The sequence below is a fragment of the Streptomyces broussonetiae genome (assembly GCF_009796285.1).
In the GTDB taxonomy this organism is placed as follows: Bacteria; Actinomycetota; Actinomycetes; order Streptomycetales; family Streptomycetaceae; genus Streptomyces; species Streptomyces broussonetiae.
In genome coordinates, this window is the sequence record NZ_CP047020.1 from 8,491,073 (window position 1) to 8,512,788 (window position 21,716).

Consider the following 21,716-nt stretch of genomic DNA (forward strand, 5'->3'; position numbering starts at 1 on the left):
CGGTTCCCGCTGAGCCACGGGGCCGTATCGGGACAGGACAAGTGGACGTCCGGCCACCGGATCCGGCGCTCTCGACGGGCGAGCCGCCCGGCCGCTTCCTACAGTCGGAACCATGACCGCCAGTGCGGAGTCCTCCGCCCGGAGGAACCCCACGGCCGCGACACGCCCGCCCGCCGGGGGGCGGCTCGGCTGGGTGCCCGAGGCCTTCGCGACGTTCTTCGCCGCGCTCGCCCTGCTGTGCGCCCTGCTCGCCCTCATCGAGCCCCTGCGGCGCCTGCTCCGCCCGGTCGCCCACGCCCTCGACGCGCTCCTGGTGCCCATCAGCGCCAACCTCGCCTACGCCGTCTTCCTGTTCCTGCTGGCCGGCGCCATCGCCGCCCGCAAGAAGGTCGCCTGGTGGCTGGTCGTCGTCTACCTCGGCCTGGTCGTCCTCAGCGACGCGCTCGGCGTGTCCCTGGGCCTCTACGTGGCGTCCCTGCCGTCCCTCGTGCTGTGCGGCCTGCTGCTGGTCCTGCTCGTCGTGGCCCGCCGGGAGTTCTACGCCGCCTCCCGGCGTGCCGCCGTACGCCGGGCCCTCGGCGTACTGGCGGCCGGGATCGTCGTGGCGATCCTGCTGGGCTGGGGGCTGGTCCTGCTGTTCCCGGGCACGCTCCCGGCCGGCCAGCACCTGGCCTGGGCGGCCGACCGGGTGTGCGGCGGGCTGGTCTCCGAAGGCCATTTCACCGGCCGTCCGCCGCGCAAGGTCACCTTCGTGCTCGGCCTGCTCGGCGCCCTCGCCCTGCTCAACGCCGCCGCCACGCTGTTCCGCTCCCAGCGCCTGGAGGCCGCCCTGCACGACGACGAGGAGGCCCGCATCCGCGCCCTCCTCGCGATCTACGGCGAGCGTGACTCCCTCGGCTACTTCGCCACCCGCCGGGACAAGGCCGTCGTCTTCTCGTCCAGCGGCAAGGCCGCCGTCACCTACCGCGTCGAGACCGGGGTGTGCCTGGCCAGCGGCGATCCCGTCGGGGACCCGGAGGCCTGGCCGCACGCGATCGCCGCCTGGCTGGACCTGGCCCGGCGCTACGCCTGGGCGCCCGCCGTGATGGGGGCCTCCGAGGACGGCGCCCGCGCCTACGCCCGCGCCGGGCTCGGCGCCCTCCAGCTCGGCGACGAGGCGATCGTGCACGTGGCCTCCTTCGATCTCGACGGCCGGGACATGCGGGTCACCCGGCAGGCCGCGCACCGCGTCGCCCGCACCGGCGCCACCAGCCGCATCCGCCGCCACTCCAGCCTCGGCGAACGGGAGATGGAGGAGGTCGTCGACAAGGCCGACGCCTGGCGCGACACCGAGACCGAACGCGGCTTCTCCATGGCCCTGGACCGGCTCGGCGACCCCGCCGACGGCGACTGCCTGCTCGTGGAGGCCCTCGGCGAGGACGGTCGGCTCCTCGCCCTGCTCTCCTTCGTGCCCTGGGGCCACGACGGCGTGTCCCTGGATCTGATGCGCCGCGACCGCGCCGCCCCCAACGGGGTCATGGAGTTCATGGTCGCCGAGCTGTGCGCCGCCGCACCCAAGCTGGGCGTGCGCAGGATCTCGCTGAACTTCGCCGTCTTCCGGTCCGTCTTCGAGGAGGGCGCCCGCATCGGCGCCGGACCCGTCCTCAGGCTCTGGCGCCGCCTGCTGCTGTTCTTCTCCCGCTGGTGGCAGCTGGAGGCCCTGTACCGCTCCAATGCCAAGTACCACCCCGAGTGGTATCCGCGCTTCATCTGCTACGGCGAGACCGCCTCGCTCGCCCGGATCGGCCTCGCCTCCGGCATCGCCGAGGGCTTCGTCTCCGTCCCGTCCCTGCGCAAGCTCTGGGGCAAGGGACACCCGAAGAACGGACAGCGTCCCGCCACCACCCAGGAACTGCCCCCGCTGGCGGTGCTCGGCCTCGACGAAGGGCACCGGGGCGCCGCCGCGGCCCCCGAGGCGGGCCTGCCCGACCAGGTCCGGGTCCGCCGCCGCACCCTCGACCGGCTGCGCGCCGCCGGCACCGACCCCTACCCGGTCGGCGTCCCCGCCCCCACCCACGCCCTCGCCGACGTCCGGCCCGGCCAGGACGTCACCGTGGCCGGCCGGGTGATGCTGGTCCGCGACTTCGGCGGCATCGTCTTCGTCCTGCTGCGCGACTGGTCGGGCGACCACCAGATCGCCCTCACCCGCGACACGCCCGGCGCCGCCCTCGACCGCTTCACCGCCGACACCGACATCGGCGACCACATCACCGTCTCCGGCCACGCGGGCGTGAGCGACAAGGGCGAACCCACCGTGTTCGTCACCGACTGGCAGCTCACCGGCAAGTGCCTGCGCCCGCTGCCCGACAAACACCGCGGCCTCGCCGACCCCGAGGCCAAGGTCCGCCGCCGCTATCTCGACCTCGCTACCAGCCCCGCCGCCCGCGCCGTGCTCCGGGCCCGCTCCACCGTCGTACAGGCACTGCGCCAGGGCCTGCTGGACCGCGGCTACCTCGAGGTCGAGACCCCGATGCTGCAGCAGATCCACGGCGGCGCCAACGCCCGCCCCTTCACCACCCACATCAACGCCTACGACCTCGACCTCTACCTGCGCATCGCCCCCGAGCTGTTCCTCAAGCGGCTCTGCGTCGGCGGTCTGGAGAAGGTCTTCGAACTGGGCCGCACCTTCCGCAACGAGGGTGTCTCCTACAAGCACAACCCCGAGTTCACGATGCTGGAGGCCTACCAGGCGCACGCCGACTACACGGTGATGCTCGACCTCACCCGCGAGCTGGTCCAGGGCGCGGCACGCGCCGCCTTCGGCTCCCCGGTGGCCCGCAGGGGCGGGCAGGAGTACGACATCTCCGGTGCCTGGCCGGTCAAGACCGTGTACGGGGCGATCTCCGAGGAACTGGGCGAGGAGATCACCCCCGGCACCGAACTGCTGCGGCTGCACCGGCTGTGCGACCGCACCGGGGTGCCGTACACCGCCGACGACACGCCCGCCGACGTCGTCCTGGAGATGTACGAGCGGCTCGTGGAGGAACGCACCCGAATGCCCACGTTCTACAGGGACTTCCCGACCGACGTGTCCCCGCTGACCCGGCAGCACCGCACCGACCCGCGGCTCGCCGAGCGCTGGGACCTCGTCGCCTTCGGCACTGAACTCGGCACCGCCTACTCGGAGTTGACCGACCCCGTGGAACAGCGCCGACGGCTCACCGAGCAGTCGCTGCGGGCCGCGGGCGGCGATGCGGAGGCCATGGAACTGGACGAGGACTTCCTCCAGGCCCTCGAGTACGCCATGCCCCCGACCGGCGGCCTCGGCCTCGGCGTCGACCGGCTCGTCATGTTCCTCACCGGCCTGACGATCCGCGAGACCCTGCCGTTCCCGCTGGTGCGCCACCGCTGAGGCCCGGCACGAACAGGGGCGCGCCCGTACCGGCGCCCCGCTGCCGGGAGGAGTTCAGGGCCCGCAGGGGCGCGTCGGTGCCCGAGCGGGCGAAACCGGCGGGCAGGGCGAGCACGCCGCGGCCGAAGGTGATGAGAGGCAGCGGCAGTTGCACCGCCCCGGAGCAGGGGCCCGCACGCCCGTTCGGCCTGCGGCTCTCTGCATCGCTTGTGCTGCCGCTGTGAACTGATGATCTGTCAGGGAGCCGTCCGGCGCACCTCCACCGCCCCCGTACTGCTCCGACCGGGTGCATTCCTGCCGCCGCACCGGTGTCGTTGTGGTGCGCCGGAGCCTCGTGGGGCGACTGATGAGTCATGCAGAAGGATCAGTTCCTCACCCGGCGCCGGATGCTCCTCGCCGGCGCCGCCGCACTCGGGGCCGCGGGAAGTGCCGGAGTCGTCCTCGCGGGCGGCGCCGAGGAGAGCGCGCCGCATGCCCCGGCCCCCCTTTCCGGCCCGCAGGCCCGCCAGGCCCTCAAGTCCTCGGCCTTCCGTCTCCAGCCGCTCACCGACGACGGACCGCCGCGCGCGGCGCCGCGCCGACTGAAGGTACGCACCGAGCCGATTCTCCGGATCTCCGGCCGCGGCCGGCACATGATGCTGACGTTCGACGACGGCCCCAACCCGGACTACACCCCGCACATCCTGGACACCCTTGCCAAGTACGACGTCCGGGCGATGTTCTTCCTGTGCGGGGAGTGCGTCGTCGAGAACAAGAAGCTGGTCGCCCGCATGGCCGACGAGGGCCATGTCGTCGGCAACCACACCTGGACGCATCCGCTGCTGACGACCCTCGACCGCCGTGAGATCCACGACGAGATGAAGAGCACCAGCGACGCCATCGAGGAGTCCTACGGTGAACGCCCCCAGTGGTTCCGGGCCCCTTACGGCGCCTGGAACCGGGCCGCGTTCCAACTGGGCGCCGAGATGGGCATGGAGCCGATGGCCTGGACGGTGGACACCACCGACTGGATGACGCCGGGCACCTCCACCATCATCGACCGGGTGGAGAGCGGCGCCGCCCCCGGTGTCGTGGTGCTCTCCCACGACGCCGGGGGCGACCGTTCGCAGACCGTCCACGCGATCCGTGAATGGCTGCCCCATCTCATCGACTCCGGGTATCACATGACGGTGCCGCCCAGACGCCTGTGACGGTATTGCGGAGCTTTTTTGCACATCCCTTTTTCCGTCCGTTCCCAAAGACCGTTCTCCCGTGTGATCGCCCGCCCGGCGCGGTGGCTTCAGCGCACCGCGACCAGGCGGGCGAAGACCACGACATTCCCGTCGTAGCCGCGCTGCTTCGAGAATCCGCCGCCGCAGGTGATGACCCGCAGTTCCGGCGTTCCCTTCGAGCCGTACACCAGGTCACCGGGGAAACCGGCCTTCGAGAAGACCTCGACGCCGTAGATCTCGAACACCACGGTCCTTCCGTCCTTGCGCAGGACCTCGATCCGGTTGCCCTTCTTCAGCGCGCCGAGCCCGTAGAACACGGCGGGGCCCCGCTGGTTGTCGACGTGTCCGACGATGACGGACGTGCCCTTCTCACCGGGGGAGACCGCACCGGTGAACCAGCCCGCGAGAGAGGCGTTCTCCGGCGGTGGCGCTTCGACCCAGCCGTCGGCGTCCAGGCCCACGGGCGTCACCGGCGCGTCCACCCGGATCGCCGGGATCCGCACCCGGCGGACGGCGGAGAAGCCGAGCGGGGCCGGGGCCGCGGCGAACGCGCCCGTGGCGGTGCGGCTGTCGGGGGCCGCCGCCGAGGCGGGCTGCGGCGGACCGATGTCGAACTCCCCCGAGCCATTGCGAATGAGCGCCAGACCGGTCAGCAGAACAAGCGCTATCACACCCCACGGGGCGCGCCTCCTCCGCCGTTCCTCCTCTTCGGCAAGCTCGAACAGTTCGGACACAGACATTCGCCAACCTCTCTCGACGCGGCTGCCGCCGCGTGCGTAGCGCGTGGGAAAACGCTAAATCCCGCGCGCATCGCGGGCGACGGGTTGAGCGGCGAACGGGTGGCCCGCGGCGGGTGTGGTGCGCCATCCGAGTCGCCGTTTCCGGGAAACTTCTGACCATCCGTGACCTGCGGCAATATCAGATTGTGTGCTTTCCGTCCGGCGCGTTGCCTCACCAGGACGGACCATTCTCGACATGCGGGCGTGTTCCCGGGGTCCGAGGGTCGTCCCGGGAGGCGTTTTCTCGCCGATCGACCGGGACCGGACCCGGGGCGCCTCCCGCGGAGGTTCACATGAGAAACCGACGTGCCCTCGCGGCCGTGTGCGCCGCGTTCGCCGTACTCGGGTTCGCCGCCCCCGTGGCCGTCGCGGACGGCCTGGGCGACGGCAACGGCCATCGCAACTTCGGGGCCCGGGATCCGGGCCGCGGTGACGGTGCCGGCCGGGGCAAGGGCAACTGGAACGGCCGCTGGGACGAGGACGAGGACGGTCGTGGCCGCGGCGCCCCGTGGCACACCCTGGCCGGACCCGCGGTCGCGGGCGAAGCCCGGCTGACCGTGCTCGGCGGTGTCCACAGCGGTGCCGGAGGCGCCAGGTCCAGCGGTGCCACGCCCACCGACATGGCCATCGGCAGCGCACTCGTGGCCTCGGCGGTCATCGGGGGCGGTGTCTTCTGGCTGCGCCGCAGGAACGAGAAGCGGATGTGACCCCAGTCCGGGCATGCCTTTGCCCCGGTCCCGCACGGGAGCCGGGGCGAAGGCCACGGGTTATTTGACGACGGTCGGGAACAGGTTCGTGAACGGGTCCGCGGTCACCGCGATGCCCCGGCTGTAGGGGGCGTCGAAGTCCCAGATGAGGAACAGCATGAACGCGATGGTCGCGGAGAACAGCCCGGCCAGGACCAGTTCGCGTTTGGTGCGCCGGATCTGCAGCGCGAACACCATGCCGACGGTGACCAGACCGCCGATGAACAGTCCCCACCACACCACCGGCGGCATGGTGGCCCCGGTGGAGTCGGCGCGGTTGTTCCGCGCCTGGTCGGCGGCGGTCATCTGGTCCAGCAGGGGCTGGTAGGCCTGTGCCTCGAAGTCGTTCTTCGGCCGGTAGTCGGTGACGTCCTGGCGGACCTTCTGCAGCAGCGCGGTGCCGCGGTCGGTGACCCGCTCGTCGTTCGACATCGTCTTCCACTCGTGGTCGACGACGTACGCGACATAGGCGTTGACGTCGGTGCGGATCCGGTCACGCACGTCCGGCGGATAGACCCGCACCCGCTCCGAGATCTCGTGCAGCGCCTGGGCCTCGCTCTGCACGTAGTCCTGGGCGGAGCTGCGGGCCTCCCAGACGCCCGCGATGGCGAGACCCAGGACGATGGCGTACACGACACCGATCCACATCGTCATGTATTCGATGACGTCCGGGGTCTCGCTGGGATCCTCGTCCTCGGGAGCCCGCCTGTTGCGTACGACGGTGATGACCACCACGACGGCACAGGCCCCCAGCATCGCGAGGGCGAGAACAAGCCAATCCGGCAACGGATACCTCCAAGGGTGAGCGGCCGACGCGTCAGCGCGGGCGCAGGGCCGCGACGGCGACGATCGCGGGGACGGTGATGAGCAGGACGTAGACCACCGGCGTGGTGGTGTTCGGCGCCCGGTGGCTGACGGCGTGGGGGTGGTACGCGGGATAGCTCACCGGGGTCACCGTGGGCCGTGGGGCGCGCTTGGGTGTCGGCCTGGGCCTCGGGTCCGGCGTCGGTGTGGGGGCGGGCGGGGGTGCCGGTACCGGCCGGGCGGCCGGCGCGGGCCGGGCCGGGGGCCTGGATCTCGGTTTCGGCTTGGGCTTCGGGACGGGCTTGGGCGCCGGACGCGGCTTCGGCGGCGGCGGGGGTGGTGGGGGAGGAGGTGTGGGGGTCGGTGTGGGTGTGGGCGGGCACGGTGGCGGTGTCGGCAACGGGCAGGGCGGGGGAGTGGGCCAGTGGTCGCCGTCACCTGCCCACGCCACCGCCACCGTGCCGTCCGGTCCCGTGGAGGCGGACGCGCAGGCGTCGGCCGACGCGCTGCCGACCGGGCAGCCCACCAGGGTCCAGCTCAGCGTCAACAGGGCCAACACCCTTGCGGCGGGCGCGCATCGGGTCACTTCGGGTCCATGCACGACGAAGATCATGGGGGTCCGGAAACCGGAAGTACGCCGTAGTGCGCCAGGATTGGCCCTAAGGAAGGACATCTCATGATCAATGGTTTGACGCGCCCAAGCGTGCGGTTGGCGTGAAACGTGCGCCCGCGTGCGCCGCCGGCGCAGGGGTGTGACGCGGCATCCGGAAAGAATTTCCCGAAGAACTTCCCCTCCGGGTTGAACGCTTGGGCCCCCGCGGTGCGTACCCATGGCCGTGCGGCGGCGTAGCAAGGCGCTGCAACATCCAGGCAATAATGGGGAGTTGACGATGAAGACCTCCTGGCGGACCGCCTCACTGGTGGCCACAGCCGCCTCGGTGCTGGCGCTGACGACGGCGTGCGGTCAGGACAACAGCACCACCCCGGCCGCGGCGGCCCAGAACGTCGGGGCCACCGCGCCCGCGGGCAGCCCGACCACGGGCGCAGGCATCGGCACGGGCGCCGGAAACGGCTACGGCGCCGACGGCAACCAGAGTTCCGCCTCTCCGACCCAGGCCGCCCCCGCGGGCAAGCTCACCGTGGCCGCCAACCCCGACCTGGGCAATGTGCTGACCGACGGCTCCGGCCTCACCCTCTACCGGTTCGACAAGGACACCGCCAACCCGCCCAAGTCGAACTGCGCCGGCGACTGCGCCAGCACCTGGCCGCCGGTGCCCGCCGGCGACGCCACCGCCGGTGCCGGCGTCGACAAGGCGCTGCTCGGCTCGGTCACCCGCGCCGACGGCACCAAGCAGCTCACCATCGGCGGCTGGCCCGCGTACCGCTACGCCAAGGACGTCAACGCCGGTGACGTCAACGGCCAGGGCGTGGGCGGCAAGTGGTTCGCGCTGGCCGCCGACGGGAAGAAGGCCTCCCTGGCCGCCCTGCCCGGGCTGTCCGTGCGCAAGGACCCCAAGCTCGGTGACATCATCGTCGACAAGAACGGCCGGACCGTCTACCGCTTCCTGAAGGACAAGGCCTGGCCCAAGTCCGTCTCGAACTGCACCGGCGCCTGCCTCGTGAAGTGGCCGGCCGTCGGCATCGTCAAGCCCGAGGACACCCAGGGCGTCAAGAAGAAGGGCCTGATGGGCTTCACCCGTCCCGACGGTGTGAAGCAGATGACCGTCAACTGCTGGCCGATCTACACCTTCTCCGGGGACAAGGCCCCCGGCGACACCAACGGTCAGGGCGTGGGCGGCACCTGGTACGCCGTCTCGCCCGACGGCAAGCCGGTCGGCGCACCGGGCAACTAGATCACCTCCCCAGGGTCGATCGCCCCGCCCTGCCCGGAGCGCCACCGAAGGTCCGCCCCCTCCGCACCGCACGGAGGGGGCGGACCGTGTTGTACCGGGCGGAACGCGCAGGCGGCGCAACGGTCGTCACACAGCGGGGTCGTACAGGCACATGCCGCAGGCAGTGACCGGGAACGGATGGTCAATTTCCGTTTCGGGTCGCTCCTTTGGCGGGCGATCAGTAGCCTCAGCTCGAACACCGGATCGCCTACGCCTGTCGTCCACGCCTTGGAGAGATACATGGAGCGTCCCGCCTGGGCCCCACGGAGCATCGACATCTCGGTGCCGAGCGTCTCGCGGATCTACGACTACTACCTGGGCGGTTCGTACAACTTCGAGGTCGACCGGGAAGCGGCCCGCAAGGCCATGGAGTTCATGCCCGGCCTGCCGAAGATCATGCAGGCGAACCGGGCGTTCATGCGGCGGGCCGTGCGGTTCGCGGCCCAGGAGGGCCTCACCCAGTTCCTCGACATCGGCTCCGGCATCCCGACGTTCGGCAACGTCCACGAGGTGGCCCAGGCGGCCGCGCCGGGCACGCGCGTGGTCTACGTCGACCACGACCCGGTCGCCGTCGCGCACAGCCAGGCGGTACTGGCCGGCAACGAGGACACGGACGTGGTCGCGGCCGACCTGCGCAAGCCTCAGGAGATCCTCGCGAGCCCCCGGTTGGAGCGGCTGATCGACCTGAACCGGCCAGTTGCCCTCCTCCTCGTTGCCATACTGCACTTCGTGGAAGACGTGGACGACCCCTACGGTGCGGTGGCCGAGCTGCGCGAGGCGCTCGCTCCCGGCAGCATGCTGATCCTCACCCATGCCTCGTACGAGGGAATCCCGCTGCCCGTCGAGCGGGCCGAGGGCGCGGTGGACGTATACAGGGACATTCGCAACCCGCTGATCATGCGCTCGCGCGAGGAGATCGCGCGGTTCTTCGAGGGGTACGAGATGGTGGAACCCGGACTGGTGCCGATGCCGCACTGGCGCCCGGAATCGGCGCCGGAGGACGAGGATCCGTTCGCCTTCTCCGGATTCGCCGGCGTGGGGCGCACCGCGTGAGCGCGGAGCCGGACGGACCGGAGGGCAGACTGCGCCGGTTCGCGACGATCTGGAGCCGTGCGGTCTACCCGGTGACCTCCACCTCGCTGACCCGTGCCGAGTTCGAGGAGCGGCTTTTGCCGCTCGCCCGCCGGTTGAGCGGGCTGCTGCGGGCGCACGGCTTCGACGCGGACGGCGCGCGGGCGGTCGGCGCGGCCCTCGTCGGCGCCCACTGCACCGACCCCGAGGCGCTCACCCGCACCCTGGACTGCGTCGACGCCTATCTGGTGCTGTACTGCGGCGAGGACGGTCCCGAGGCCCCGCAGGACGAACCGCGGCTGCGTTCCTCGCGGTTGCAGCACGCGATGGCCGCCGGGTACGCGCAGGCCCTGCGCGAGCGCACCCTGGTCGAGCAGGAGGCCATCGCCCAGGCCGCGTTGCAGGCCCAGGGCGTGGTCGCACAGGCGCTGCACGCCAGCGAGGCCCGCTTCCGCGCGGTCTTCGAGGGCGCCGCCATAGGGATCGGCATCGCCGACCTCGACGGCAACGTCCTGCAGGTCAACGGGGCGCTGCTGCGCATGTTCGGCTTCTCCGAGCAGAACCTGCGTGGCCGCCGGGTCCACGACTGGGTGCACCCCGAGGACGCCCCGCAGACCTGGAGGCTCTACGACGAACTGGTCCGCGGCGACCGCGAGCACTACCACCTCGAAAAGGCCTTCAACCGCCCCGACGGCACGGTCCTGTGGACCAACCTGACGGTCTCCCTGCTGCGCGACGCCGAGGGCGCACCGCAGTACCAGTTGGCCCTCATGGAGGACACCACCGAGCGGCGGCTGCTCAACCTCCGGCTGCGCTACGAGGCCACACACGACGCGCTCACCGGACTGCCCAACCGCACCCTGTTCTTCGAGCGTCTGGAGAAGGTCCTGGCCGCCGGCGAGGGTCAGCGGTTCGGCCTGTGCTATCTCGACCTGGACGGCTTCAAGACCGTCAACGACAGCCTCGGGCACGCGGCCGGCGACCGGCTGCTGGTGGAGGTCGCCGACCGGCTGCAGTCCTGCGCGACCGCGCCCGGAGAGATGGTCGCCCGGCTCGGCGGAGACGAGTTCGTGGCCCTGACCACGGGACCCGGCACCGAGCGCAAGGTGGACGAGCTGGCCGAGCGCATCATGAACGCGCTCGTGACCCCCATCAGCATCGACGGCCGGGACCTCATGGTGCGCGGCAGCCTCGGCATCGTGGAGGGCCCGGCCGGGGAACGCACCGCCGCCGAGGTCCTGCGCAGCGCGGACATCACCATGTACCGGGCGAAATCGGCGGGCGGAAACCGCTCGGAACTGGCCGACCCGGAGGCCGACGCCCGCGCCATCACCCGCCACGGCCTGACCACCGCCCTGCCCACGGCCCTGGAGCGCGGTGAGTTCTTCATCGAGTACCAGCCCCTGGTCCACCTCGGCGACGGCAGCGTGCGCGGCGCCGAGGCCCTGGTGCGCTGGCTGCACCCGCAGCACGGGGTGCTCGGCCCCGACCGCTTCATCCCGCTCGCCGAGCACACCGGCCTGATCGTGCCGCTGGGCCGCTGGGTGCTGGAGGAGTCCATCCGCCAGGCCCGCGCCTGGCGCGAGCGCTACGGCACCGAGACCAGCGCCGGGCCGCTGAGGATCAACGTCAACCTGTCCCCGTGCCAGCTCAGCCATCCGGCGCTGGTCCAGGACACGGTCGACATCCTGGAGCGCGCCGGTGTGGCCCCGGAGGCGCTGTGCCTGGAGGTCACCGAGTCCGCGCTCATCGGCGCCGACGACGACCTGCTCAAACCCCTGCGCCGGCTGGCCGAGATGGGCGTCGACATCGCCCTGGACGACTTCGGCACCGGCTACTCCAACCTCGCCAACCTGCGCCGTCTGCCCGTGAGCATCCTCAAACTGGACCGCTCCTTCACCCAGGGCATGCAGCAGTTCCCCGCCGACCCGGTCGATTTGAAGATCGTCGAGGGAATCGTCTCCCTCGCCCACAGCCTGGACCTCGCGGTCACCGTCGAGGGCGTGGAAACGGGCGCCCAGGCCGAACAGTTGCGGATACTGGGCTGCGACACGGCCCAGGGCTGGTACTACGCCAGACCGGGCCCGCCGGAGAGGCTGCACGACCTGGCGCTGGTGGACGCGACGGGCTGATGCGGGGGTGCGGGGGCGCAAGCCCCCACGAGGTCGCGGGGGACTGCGCGAGACGCGACCCTGCCCCCGCGCCCCGAAACGGCGCTTCCGCGGCCGGCGAATCCGGACGAGAGCCCGCTCACCGCTCGAGCAGCATCCGCTGCAACTCCCGCGCAGCGCGCGGCGGAGCCACGTCACTGCGGTGAGCCAACGCAATGGTCCGGTGCAGCCCCGGCCTGGCCAGCGCAGTGACCCGCAGGCCGCCCCCGGACCTGGACGCGACCATGCGCGGGACGACGGCCGCGCCCAGCCCCGCCCGCACGAAACCCAGCACCGCGTCCATCTCCCCGCCCTCCACGGCGAAATCGGGCTCGAACCCCTCCGCCCGGCACGCCGCCACGGTCAGCTCCCGCAGGTCGTAGCCGTGCCGGAACATCACCAGCCGTTCGCCCTCCAGGTCCGCGATGTGCGCCACCCGCCCGCCCCGGCCGGGCGCCGGCACCTCGGGCGAGGACACCACCACCAACTCCTCCCGCAGCAGCGTCACCGTCGACAGCGCGGGCGCGGGCGTCGGCAACGGCAGGACGATCAACGCAAGATCGAGCGCACCCCGCGCCAGCTCCCGTACCAGGTCGTGCGAGCCGCTCTCCTCGATCACCAGCTGGATGCCGGGGTAGCGGTCGTGGAAGGCGCGCAGCACGTCCGGCAACAGGCCCGTGCACAGGCTCGGCGTCGCTCCCAGCCGCACCCGCCCCCGCCGCAGCTGCACCAGCTCCTGCACCTCGTACCGGGCCGTGTCCGCGTCGGCCAGGATCCGCCGGGCCAGCGGCAGCAGCGCCTCACCCGCGTCGGTGAGCGTGATGTTGCCCCGAGCGCGCAGGAACAGATCCGCGCCCAGCTCCCGCTCCAGTGCCTTGATCTGCTGCGACAGCGACGGCTGGGCGACATGCACCAGCTCGGCGGCCCGGGTGAAGTGCCGGGTCTCGGCCACGGCCACGAAGTACTGGAGCTGCTGGAACTGCATCCCACCAGAATAGCCCCTGCCTATGGAAACGAGCTGCATCATGTCTTGGACCGATCAGGCCCTCAGGTCCTAGCGTTCCGCACATGGCTCTGGCAACGCGGACGGCCCGACGGCCGTCCATGGCGCGCACGGCGTGGGACTCCTCCGTCGGCAAGAAGACGGTGATGGCCGTCAGCGGCCTGATCATGCTTGCGTACCTGGTGGCGCACATGATCGGCAACCTCAAGATCTATTTCGGCGCGGGAGAGTTCAACCACTACGCCCACTGGCTGCGCACCGTGGGCGAGCCGTTCATGCACTACGAGTGGACGCTCTGGCTCATCCGGATCGTCCTGGTCGTCGCGGTGGTCGCCCACGCCACGTCCGCGTACCAGCTCAGCCGCCGGGACATCAAGGCCCGGCCCAGCAAGTACGTGCACCCCAGGCGCGGAGCGAGCTACGCCACGCGCACGATGCGCTGGGGCGGGATCATCCTCGGCCTGTTCGTGATCTGGCACCTCCTGGACCTGACCACCGGCACCGTGCACCCGGGCCACTTCGAGCACGGGCACCCGTACCAGAATGTCGTCGGCGACTTCTCGCACTGGTACAGCAACGTCATCTACATCGTCGCGATGCTCGCGCTGGGCCTGCACATCCGGCACGGCTTCTGGAGCGCCGCGCAGACCCTCGGCGTCGGCAGCCGCGCCCGCGACCGCGCCCTCAAGGCCGTCGCCAACGTCCTCGCGCTGTTGCTCACGGCCGGCTTCGTCGCCGTACCCGTGGGCGTCATGACCGGAGTGGTGAGCTGAGTATGACCTACGTCGAGTACACGACCGGCGAGCCGGTCACCGACACCAAGGCCCCGGCGGGGCCGATCGCCGAGCGGTGGAACACCCGTCGCTTCGAGGCCAAGCTGGTCAACCCGGCCAACCGGCGCAAGCACACCGTGATCGTCGTCGGCACCGGACTCGCGGGCGGCTCCGCGGGCGCCACGCTCGCCGAACAGGGCTACCACGTCGTCCAGTTCTGTTACCAGGACTCGCCGCGCCGTGCCCACTCCATCGCCGCGCAGGGGGGTATCAACGCCGCGAAGAACTACCGCAACGACGGTGACTCGGTGCACCGGTTGTTCTACGACACGGTCAAGGGCGGGGATTTCCGGGCGCGTGAGTCGAATGTGCACCGGCTGGCGGAGATCTCGGTGCAGATCATCGACCAGTGTGTGGCGCAGGGTGTGCCGTTCGCGCGTGAGTACGGTGGTCTGCTGGACACCCGCTCCTTCGGTGGTGTGCAGGTCTCGCGCACTTTCTATGCGCGGGGCCAGACGGGTCAGCAGCTGCTGCTGGGTGCGTACCAGGCGCTGTCGCGCCAGATCGCTGCCGGCAACGTCGAGTTGCACCCGCGTACGGAGATGCTCGACCTCATCGTGATCGACGGGCGGGCGCGTGGCATCGTGGCGCGTGACCTGGTGACCGGCCGGGTCTCCACGTATGTCGCGGACGCGGTGGTGCTGGCCTCGGGTGGGTACGGCAATGTGTTCTATCTGTCGACGAACGCGATGAATTCCAATGCGACCGCGATCTGGCGGGCGCACCGGCGTGGTGCGTACTTCGCCAATCCGTGTTTCACGCAGATTCATCCGACGTGTATTCCGCGCACGGGTGATCATCAGTCGAAGCTGACGCTGATGAGTGAGTCGCTGCGCAACGACGGGCGGATCTGGGTGCCCAGGGCAATGGGCGACAAGCGGCCGGCGAACGAGATTCCCGAGGACGAGCGGGACTACTACCTGGAGCGGATCTATCCCTCGTTCGGCAACCTGGTCCCGCGTGACATCGCCTCGCGTGCCGCGAAGAACGTGTGTGACGAGGGGCGTGGGGTCGGTCCGGGTGGTCAGGGTGTGTATCTGGACTTCGCGGACGCGATCCGGCGGATGGGGCGTGCCGCCGTCGAGGCGAAGTACGGCAATCTTTTCGACATGTACCAGCGGATCACGGACGAGGACCCGTACGAGGTTCCGATGCGGATCTATCCCGCGGTGCATTACACGATGGGCGGGCTGTGGGTCGACTACGACCTGCAGACCACGATTCCGGGTCTGTTCGCGATCGGGGAGGCCAACTTCTCCGACCACGGTGCCAACCGGCTGGGTGCCTCGGCGTTGATGCAGGGGCTGGCGGACGGTTACTTCGTGCTGCCGTCGACGATCAACGACTACCTGGCGCGCAATCCCCGGCAGGGCGAGGTCGGTGTGGACCATCCCGTGGTGCAGGAGGTTTTGGCCCAGACGCAGGAGCGGCTGGAGCGGCTGCTGGCGGTGGACGGGGACCGTACGCCGGATTCCTTCCACCGTGAGGTGGGTGAGGTGATGTGGGAGTTCTGCGGTATGGCCCGCAGCGAGGAGGGGCTGCGCAAGGCCCTGGAGCGTATTCCGCAGATCCGTGAGGAGTTCTGGCGGCGTATCAAGGTGCCGGGCAGTGGTGAGGAGTTCAACCAGTCGCTGGAGAAGGCCAACCGGATCGTGGACTATCTCGAGCTGGCCGAGCTGATGTGTCTGGATGCCCTGCACCGTGCGGAGTCCTGCGGTGGTCATTTCCGTGAGGAGTCCCAGACTCCCGAGGGTGAGGCGGCCCGCCGGGACGAGGAGTTCTCCTATGCGGCGGCCTGGGAGTTCACGGGGACCGGCGAGGCCCCGACCCTGCACAGGGAAGACCTCGTCTTCGAGTACGTCCATCCCACCCAGCGGAGCTACGCATGAGGCTCACCCTGCGCGTCTGGCGCCAGAAGAACGACGACTCGCCCGGCGCGATGGCGACGTACGACATCGACGGTATCTCCTCGGACATGTCGTTCCTGGAGATGCTCGACACGCTCAACGAGGAGCTGATCCTCAGGGGCGAGGATCCCGTGGCCTTCGACCACGACTGCCGTGAGGGTATCTGCGGGGCGTGCTCGCTGGTGATCAACGGTGATGCGCACGGTCCGGAGCGCACGACCACGTGTCAGCTGCACATGCGGTCCTTCAAGGACGGCGACACGATCGACATCGAGCCGTGGCGGGCTGCCGCGTTCCCGGTGATCAAGGACCTCGTGGTCGACCGGTCCGCGTTCGACCGGATCATCCAGGCCGGTGGTTACATCACCGCGCCGACCGGTTCCGCGCCCGAGGCGCACGCCACGGCGGTGCCCAAGCCGGACGCGGACTACGCCTTCGAGCACGCCGAGTGCATCGGGTGCGGCGCGTGTGTGGCCGCCTGTCCCAACGGCGCGGCGATGCTGTTCACCTCGGCGAAGATCAACCATCTCAGTGTGCTGCCGCAGGGCGCGCCCGAGCGGGAGACGCGTGTGCTGGACATGGTGGCGCAGATGGACGCGGAGGGCTTCGGCGGCTGCACGCTGACCGGCGAGTGCGCCACCGCCTGTCCCAAGGGCATCCCGCTGCCGTCCATCACCAGCATGAACAAGGAGTGGCTGCGCGCCGCCGGCAAGGCGAAGAAGCGGTAGCGCGGTCGACCACGACGTTCGCCGACAAGGAGGCGGGCGGGCGGGGCCGGGAGTGGTGCTCATCCCCGGCCCCGTCTGGTTTCCCGTGATCGTCGGGATCCCGGCGTTCAACATTCCCACATCCCCGCTCCCGGCACAGGTCACGCGTACGCCAACCGGCGTCGGAAGAACAGGAGCAACGGGCCGTACGCACCGGTCCGCCCCCGTCGCCGAACCGGCCCGTGACCAGGAGTGAGCCATGACCGGCGTATCCACCCTCGACCGTCCCCCGCAGCCTGCGGCACCTGTCCGCTACACCGTCACCCTCGCCCGTGACGAGGACGACGTACGAGCCGCGCAGCGGCTGCGGCACGACGTCTTCGCCGGGGAGATGGGGGCCCTGCTGGCCACCCCGCAGCCGGGCCTCGACGTCGACGCCTTCGACGCCTACTGCGACCACCTGCTGGTGCGCGACACCGTGACCGGCCAGGTGGTCGGCACCTACCGGCTGCTGCCCCCGGAGCGGGCCGCGGTCGCCGGGCGGCTCTACTCCGAGGGCGAGTTCGAGCTGGGCGCACTCGACTCGATCCGGCCCTCGCTGGTCGAAGTCGGCCGCTCCTGCGTGCACCCCGACCACCGCGACGGCGCCGTCATCAGCCTGATCTGGGCCGGGATCGCCCGCTACATGGTCGACCACGGGCACGAGTGGCTGGCGGGCTGCTGCTCGGTGCCGCTCGCCGACGGCGGGGCCCTGGCGAGCGCCACCTGGGAGCGGGTGCGCGCCAAGCACATGGCCCCCGAGGAGTTCCGGGTACGGCCGCTGCTGCCGTGGACCCCCGGCGCCGAAACCCCCGCCGGCCCCGGCGAACTGCCCGCCCTGCTGCGCGGCTACCTGCGCCTCGGCGCCTGGGTGTGCGGCGAGCCCGCGCACGACGCGGACTTCGGGGTCGCCGACCTGTACGTGCTGCTGTCGATGCGCCGGGTCAACCCGCGCTATCTGCGGCACTTCCTCTCCCTCGTGCCGGCCTGATGAGCGTCTGGCTGCCCAGCGCGCCCTGCACCCCGGGCGCCTGTGTGGAGCCCGCCCGGGCCGCGGCGGCCGTGCCCCGGGCCGTGCTCCGGCTGACCGCCGTCGTGGCCCTGCTGGTGGCCGGGGTCGCGCTGTCCCCACTCGGCGGGAGGATCCCCGCCGAGTGGGTCGGGCGGTGGTGCCGGGCGATCGTGCGGGCCATAGGGGTCCGCGTCCGCCTCACCGGCACCGCCGCTCCGGACGGCGGGCTGCTGCTGGTCGCCAACCACGTCTCGTGGCTGGACATCCCGCTGCTGACCGCCGTACGCCCGGCCCGCATGCTCGCCAAGACCGAGATCCGGCAGTGGCCGGTGGCCGGCGCACTGGCCGCGCGCGGCGGGGTGCTGTTCATCGAGCGGGACCGGCTGCGCGCCCTGCCCGAGACGGTCGCCCGGATCGCCGAGGCGCTGCGCGCGGGCGCGGCCGTGGCCGCCTTCCCCGAGGGCAGCACCTGGTGCGGGCGGGCCCACGGGCGCTTCCACCGGGCGGTGTTCCAGGCCGCCCTGGACGCGGGCGTCCCCGTGCAGCCGGTCAGCCTGCGCTACCGGCAGGAGAGCGGCGGGCCGGGCACGGCGGCGGCGTTCGTCGGCGAGGACACCCTGCTCGCCTCCCTGTGGCGGGTGGCCCGCGCCCGGGGCCTGATCGCCGAGGTGGAGATACGCCCGCTGATCCCGCCGGGCACCCACCCGGACCGCCGTGCCCTGGCCCGGGCGGCCCAGCCGGCCGGCCCGGAACCTGCCTGGACCCACACGGCCCTGGTCGTGGGCCGGCCCGCGCAAGCCACCCCGGTCGGTACGGGACAGCCGGCTACGCCGCCGGGCCCATGACCAGTTCCGCGAGCCGCAGACAGGCCTCCACGGTGGCCGTGCGCAGATCCTTCAGCTCCCAGTGCGGCGACTGCAGCGCGGCGTCGAAGGGCACGAACACCACCTGGGCGGGCGGAATGATCCGCTGCCGGGCGAAGATGTCGGGCAGGCCCCGGCGGTGCGAGCCGTCGGCCGGGGTGGTCACGACGACCGCCTGGTCGGCCAGACCGGGATGGCCGGTCTCCCGGACCCGGTCGAGGACGTGCACGGCGGCCTCCCGGGACGAGTCGGCCGTACCGCAGCACACGATCAGACGGTCCGTGTGGTCGAGGATCACCTCCGGTGGCGGATCGACGCGCACCGGCGCCCAGTCGGTCAGCACGAAGGAGTAGTACGGCGCCGTGTGCGCCAGCAGCCGTACGTACTCATGGGCATGCGCCGAGTTGGGTCCGTAGTGCCCCGTGCGGTGTGCGGTCACCTCGAGGCCCGAGGCGAGACGCGTGGTGAGGGCGCGGATCCGCTCGTACGGCGGGCCGAGCGGCAGGGCGGCCAGATCCCGGGGCACGGCCCGGTTGCGGTCGCGCGGCAGGAAGGCGGCGAGCGCCCCCTCGGTGGCGGCTCCGTCGAGGGCGAGGACGGGGTCGTCGCGTACGGCGGCGAGCACGGAGCCCAGCGCCATGGTCGCGGTGGCCCGGCCGCTGTAGTGGTGCGCGCTGACCAGCGTCAGCCGTCTGCTGTGCGCCATCGGTTCGCGCAGCCGGGCCAGGCGCTCCTTCAGCTGCGCGCGGCCCGCCTTGAAACGGGGCAGGGACAGCCGCCGGCCGGGCTCCGCGGCGGTGCGGGGCAGGGCCGGCGGGGTGAGTGGTACGCGCACGTCCGGCCGGGTGCCGGTGCTCGGGACCGGCGCGGGCGCGTCGTCGCCGGACCGCAGCCGGGCCATGGCGATGTACCTGGCGAGGGCGTCGGCGACCTCACGGGCGGTGGGCCGGCGGGCCGGGTCGTCGTCGAGACAGCGCAGCACCAGGCCGCGCAGCTCCTCCCAGCCGTCCCCCTGCCACAGATGCATGCCCTCCGGCAGACTCGGCACCTCCACGCCCGCCTTGGTGCTGATCAGCTGCAGCAGCGCGCCCAGCGCGCGCACGCTGTCCGCGGCGGTCGGCGCCGGTCCGGAGCCCAGATAGCGGCCGTCGACGACATAGTCGGACAGGTCGGCGAGCGCCACGGTACGGCGCAGCACGTACACACCGTCCATGGCGAAGTCGGCGGGGACCAGCCCGGCGGCGTGGCACAGGGCGAGCGCGTTCGCCAGGTGCCAGGAGACCAGCAGGCCGCGGACGAGGTCGAACGGGGCGGTGCCGTCCTGCAGGGAGCGGGCGAACACCTCGGACAGGCGCGGTGGCCCGCCGTGCCCGGTCTCCGGCTCGCCGATCGGCGCCATCGCGAGCCAGGGCGGGGAGTCCCCCAGACCGGCGGCGAGCAGGGCGGGCGCGTACTGTCCCTGCAGCCGCGACAGCGCGTCCGCCTCCATCGGGATCAACTGGGCGTTCGCCGCCGGGAGATCGGGCCGCGGGGTGCGCAGCACCGCCTCCGTGCCCTGGGCGTCGGTGCCCCGGTACAGGACCGTACGGCGGCCCCGGCGCCGGTCGCGCAGGATGTAGGGGCCGAGCCGGGCCGGGTCCGCGCCGGTCAGCGGTCTCCAGCCGTCGGCTCCCGCGGTGGTGCGTTCCGGCTCCCGGACCGAGATGCCGGGCAGCCGCTCGAACGACACCCCGAACCGGGCGAGCAGCCGCCGCTCGACACTGGTGAACGGCTGGTGGGAACCCGGCAGATGAGCGGGGCCGTCCGGATGGGCCAGCCAGGCCGGAAAGTCGGGTGAACTGCCCGCGAGTTCCTCAAGACGGCGGCCGATACGGCGACTGGTGCGCAGCAGTTCGGCCTGCGGGACGGAGTCCAGCAGCACCGACTTGGACTCCTCGGCGAAGTCGAACACCCGGTGCTTGGCGGGCAGCGGTCCGGGCACCGGCGCCGGGTGCGGCCGGACCAGGCCGCCGAGGAACACCTCCGCCAGATGCGAGGTGGTGGCCGGCCACGGCACCGCCGACTGGACCAGCCGCATCACCGGCACCGACAGCGGGGACACCGCAGCGAGATGGGCGGCGAGCCGGTACGCCTCCGGGGTGGCCGCGTCCCGGAAGTGCTGGGCGCTGGTCAGGTCCCGGGCGCCGGCCACACTTCCGTACGGATCGGGCGGCGACAGCAGGGGCAGTTCCACGGTGGTGCCGGGCGAGGCGAGCAGCCGGGCCCAGTCCCGCAGCGACTCGGAGGTCGGCTCGAGGACGGGCACGGGCACCCCGTCGAAGGTGGACAGCTCCGGCGGCAGCAACGGATCGCCCACCTCCCAGGCCGCGTTGGCGCCGCCGATCCGCCGGGTGGTGGCCTGCCAGCGCTCCGCGGCGATGCCGGAGGCCTCCCACATGTCCGGCGGCAGCGTCTGCAGGACCGCGGCCGGTCCCCGGGCCGCCCAGAGGGCCAGCAGCCGGTGCATGGCCCCGGACCGCCAGGCGGTGCCCATGCCGTCGCTGACGACGAGGACGAGGGCACGGCCCGAGGGGTCGTTGACCGTGCTCAGCGGCAGTTCGCCGCTGTCGGGCCTGAACGGCCGGGCGTGCAGCCGGGGTTCGCGGGCGGCACGGGTGTCGAGGCCGAGCACCCGGGTGGTGGCGAAGGCACCCAACCGCTCCAGCAGGGTGCGCAGTTCCGCGCCCAGCCGGTGCCACAACAGCATCGACAGGCCGTCGTCGACGAGCAGCACCAGATTCAGCCAGCGTTCGCGCACCGGCCGTTCCACCACGTCGGGCAGGCCCGTCTCGGCCAGCTGGGCGGCGGTGCGCTCCTCGTCGATCTCCGTGCGGTGGCGGCTGTCGAGGCGGCGGCGCAGCGGCCTCAGAGCCCGGCCCAGTTCGAGTTCGTCTGCGAGCGCCTTGTCCTCGGGCACCCGCACCGGCATCGCCCGGCGCGGTTCGGGCGTGGACGGGGCGAGCCGCACCTCGGGCACGGGCGACCGGCGGGCCGCCGCGTACAGGGCCGGGGCGGTGAGGTCGGGCAGGTCCGGGTCGTCGGGATCGGGGGCCTGTGGGCGCGGGGCCCCGCGGCCGGGCTCGGGGGCGGGATCGGGCACGGGGCGGACCGGGACCGGCTCCGGCTCGCGCAGCAGCGGCGCGTCGGTGTCGGCGGGCAGGCGGCGGGCGAGCCAGAGCACGTCGAGGACCTGGTCGGCGTCCAGGTCGTGCCCGCAGGCGGCCAGCACCCGCAGTGCCTCGGCCAGCCGCCCGCCCCCGCCCGCCACG

At 71.9% G+C, this 21,716-nt stretch carries 16 protein-coding genes; 11 read left to right on the forward strand and 5 right to left on the reverse strand.

Going from position 1 to position 21,716, the window contains the following annotated elements; all coding sequences use genetic code 11:
* Positions 1 to 112 precede the first annotated feature (112 nt).
* A complete protein-coding gene (lysX, locus tag GQF42_RS38735; RefSeq protein WP_158927775.1) occupies positions 113 to 3,391 on the forward strand; it encodes a bifunctional lysylphosphatidylglycerol synthetase/lysine--tRNA ligase LysX in 3,279 nt (1,092 codons plus the stop codon).
* A 353-nt stretch (positions 3,392 to 3,744) separates the two neighbouring features.
* Entirely contained in the window at positions 3,745 to 4,581 is an 837-nt protein-coding gene (locus GQF42_RS38740; protein WP_158927777.1) for a polysaccharide deacetylase family protein, read from the forward strand.
* 89 nt (positions 4,582 to 4,670) lie between these two features.
* Here GQF42_RS38740 and GQF42_RS38745 read toward each other — a convergent pair whose 3' ends face one another.
* Positions 4,671 to 5,342, reverse strand: a complete 672-nt coding sequence (locus GQF42_RS38745; protein ID WP_199272946.1) for a class F sortase — start codon at positions 5,340 to 5,342, stop codon at positions 4,671 to 4,673.
* Positions 5,343 to 5,674: 332 nt separating this feature from the next.
* On the opposite strand from GQF42_RS38745, the gene GQF42_RS38750 reads away from it, so the two are divergent.
* Complete coding sequence (locus tag GQF42_RS38750) at positions 5,675 to 6,088, forward strand: hypothetical protein (protein WP_158927779.1); 414 nt, start codon at positions 5,675 to 5,677, stop codon at positions 6,086 to 6,088.
* A 60-nt stretch (positions 6,089 to 6,148) separates the two neighbouring features.
* On the opposite strand, the gene GQF42_RS38755 is transcribed toward GQF42_RS38750, so the two are convergent.
* A complete protein-coding gene (locus GQF42_RS38755; RefSeq protein WP_158927781.1) occupies positions 6,149 to 6,913 on the reverse strand; it encodes a bestrophin-like domain in 765 nt (254 codons plus the stop codon).
* A 31-nt stretch (positions 6,914 to 6,944) separates the two neighbouring features.
* On the reverse strand, positions 6,945 to 7,073 hold the full coding sequence (locus GQF42_RS47050) for a hypothetical protein (RefSeq protein ID WP_267906197.1): 129 nt from the start codon (positions 7,071 to 7,073) through the stop codon (positions 6,945 to 6,947).
* A gap of 748 nt (positions 7,074 to 7,821) precedes the next feature.
* Between GQF42_RS47050 and GQF42_RS38765 the strand changes: the two genes are divergently transcribed.
* The 3 genes from GQF42_RS38765 (at position 7,822) to GQF42_RS38775 (ending at position 12,026) form a co-directional block, all read left to right on the forward strand.
* Positions 7,822 to 8,784, forward strand: a complete 963-nt coding sequence (locus GQF42_RS38765) for an SCO0930 family lipoprotein (protein WP_158931102.1) — start codon at positions 7,822 to 7,824, stop codon at positions 8,782 to 8,784.
* A gap of 279 nt (positions 8,785 to 9,063) precedes the next feature.
* Positions 9,064 to 9,876 (forward strand): SAM-dependent methyltransferase, encoded by an 813-nt coding sequence (locus tag GQF42_RS38770; protein WP_158927785.1) that lies wholly within the window; start codon positions 9,064 to 9,066, stop codon positions 9,874 to 9,876.
* The gene (locus tag GQF42_RS38775; RefSeq protein ID WP_158927787.1) at positions 9,873 to 12,026 is read left to right on the forward strand and encodes a putative bifunctional diguanylate cyclase/phosphodiesterase; all 2,154 of its coding nucleotides are present in this window, start codon (positions 9,873 to 9,875) and stop codon (positions 12,024 to 12,026) included. Before GQF42_RS38770 ends, GQF42_RS38775 begins: the two co-directional genes overlap by 4 nt.
* A 118-nt stretch (positions 12,027 to 12,144) precedes the next feature.
* On the opposite strand, the gene GQF42_RS38780 is transcribed toward GQF42_RS38775, so the two are convergent.
* Complete coding sequence (locus GQF42_RS38780) at positions 12,145 to 13,029, reverse strand: LysR family transcriptional regulator (RefSeq protein ID WP_158927789.1); 885 nt, start codon at positions 13,027 to 13,029, stop codon at positions 12,145 to 12,147.
* A 119-nt stretch (positions 13,030 to 13,148) separates the two neighbouring features.
* On the opposite strand from GQF42_RS38780, the gene GQF42_RS38785 reads away from it, so the two are divergent.
* From GQF42_RS38785 to GQF42_RS38805, 5 genes are all read left to right on the forward strand, one after another.
* On the forward strand, positions 13,149 to 13,820 hold the full coding sequence (locus tag GQF42_RS38785) for a succinate dehydrogenase (RefSeq protein WP_158931104.1): 672 nt from the start codon (positions 13,149 to 13,151) through the stop codon (positions 13,818 to 13,820).
* 2 nt (positions 13,821 to 13,822) lie between these two features.
* Positions 13,823 to 15,769, forward strand: coding sequence for a fumarate reductase/succinate dehydrogenase flavoprotein subunit (locus tag GQF42_RS38790; RefSeq protein ID WP_158927791.1), 1,947 nt, complete (start codon positions 13,823 to 13,825; stop codon positions 15,767 to 15,769).
* Positions 15,766 to 16,515: a succinate dehydrogenase/fumarate reductase iron-sulfur subunit gene (locus GQF42_RS38795; RefSeq protein WP_158927793.1), complete on the forward strand. Its 750-nt coding sequence runs from the start codon at positions 15,766 to 15,768 to the stop codon at positions 16,513 to 16,515. The genes GQF42_RS38790 and GQF42_RS38795 overlap by 4 nt, the downstream gene beginning before the upstream one ends.
* 238 nt (positions 16,516 to 16,753) lie before the next feature.
* The gene (locus tag GQF42_RS38800) at positions 16,754 to 17,524 is read left to right on the forward strand and encodes a GNAT family N-acetyltransferase (protein ID WP_158927795.1); all 771 of its coding nucleotides are present in this window, start codon (positions 16,754 to 16,756) and stop codon (positions 17,522 to 17,524) included.
* Positions 17,524 to 18,390, forward strand: a complete 867-nt coding sequence (locus GQF42_RS38805; protein WP_158927797.1) for a lysophospholipid acyltransferase family protein — start codon at positions 17,524 to 17,526, stop codon at positions 18,388 to 18,390. The genes GQF42_RS38800 and GQF42_RS38805 overlap by 1 nt, the downstream gene beginning before the upstream one ends.
* On the opposite strand, the gene GQF42_RS38810 is transcribed toward GQF42_RS38805, so the two are convergent.
* Entirely contained in the window at positions 18,371 to 21,715 is a 3,345-nt protein-coding gene (locus GQF42_RS38810; RefSeq protein WP_158927799.1) for an SAV_2336 N-terminal domain-related protein, read from the reverse strand. The two genes, GQF42_RS38805 and GQF42_RS38810, sit on opposite strands and share 20 nt — an antisense overlap.
* Between the last annotated feature and the right edge of the window lies 1 nt (position 21,716).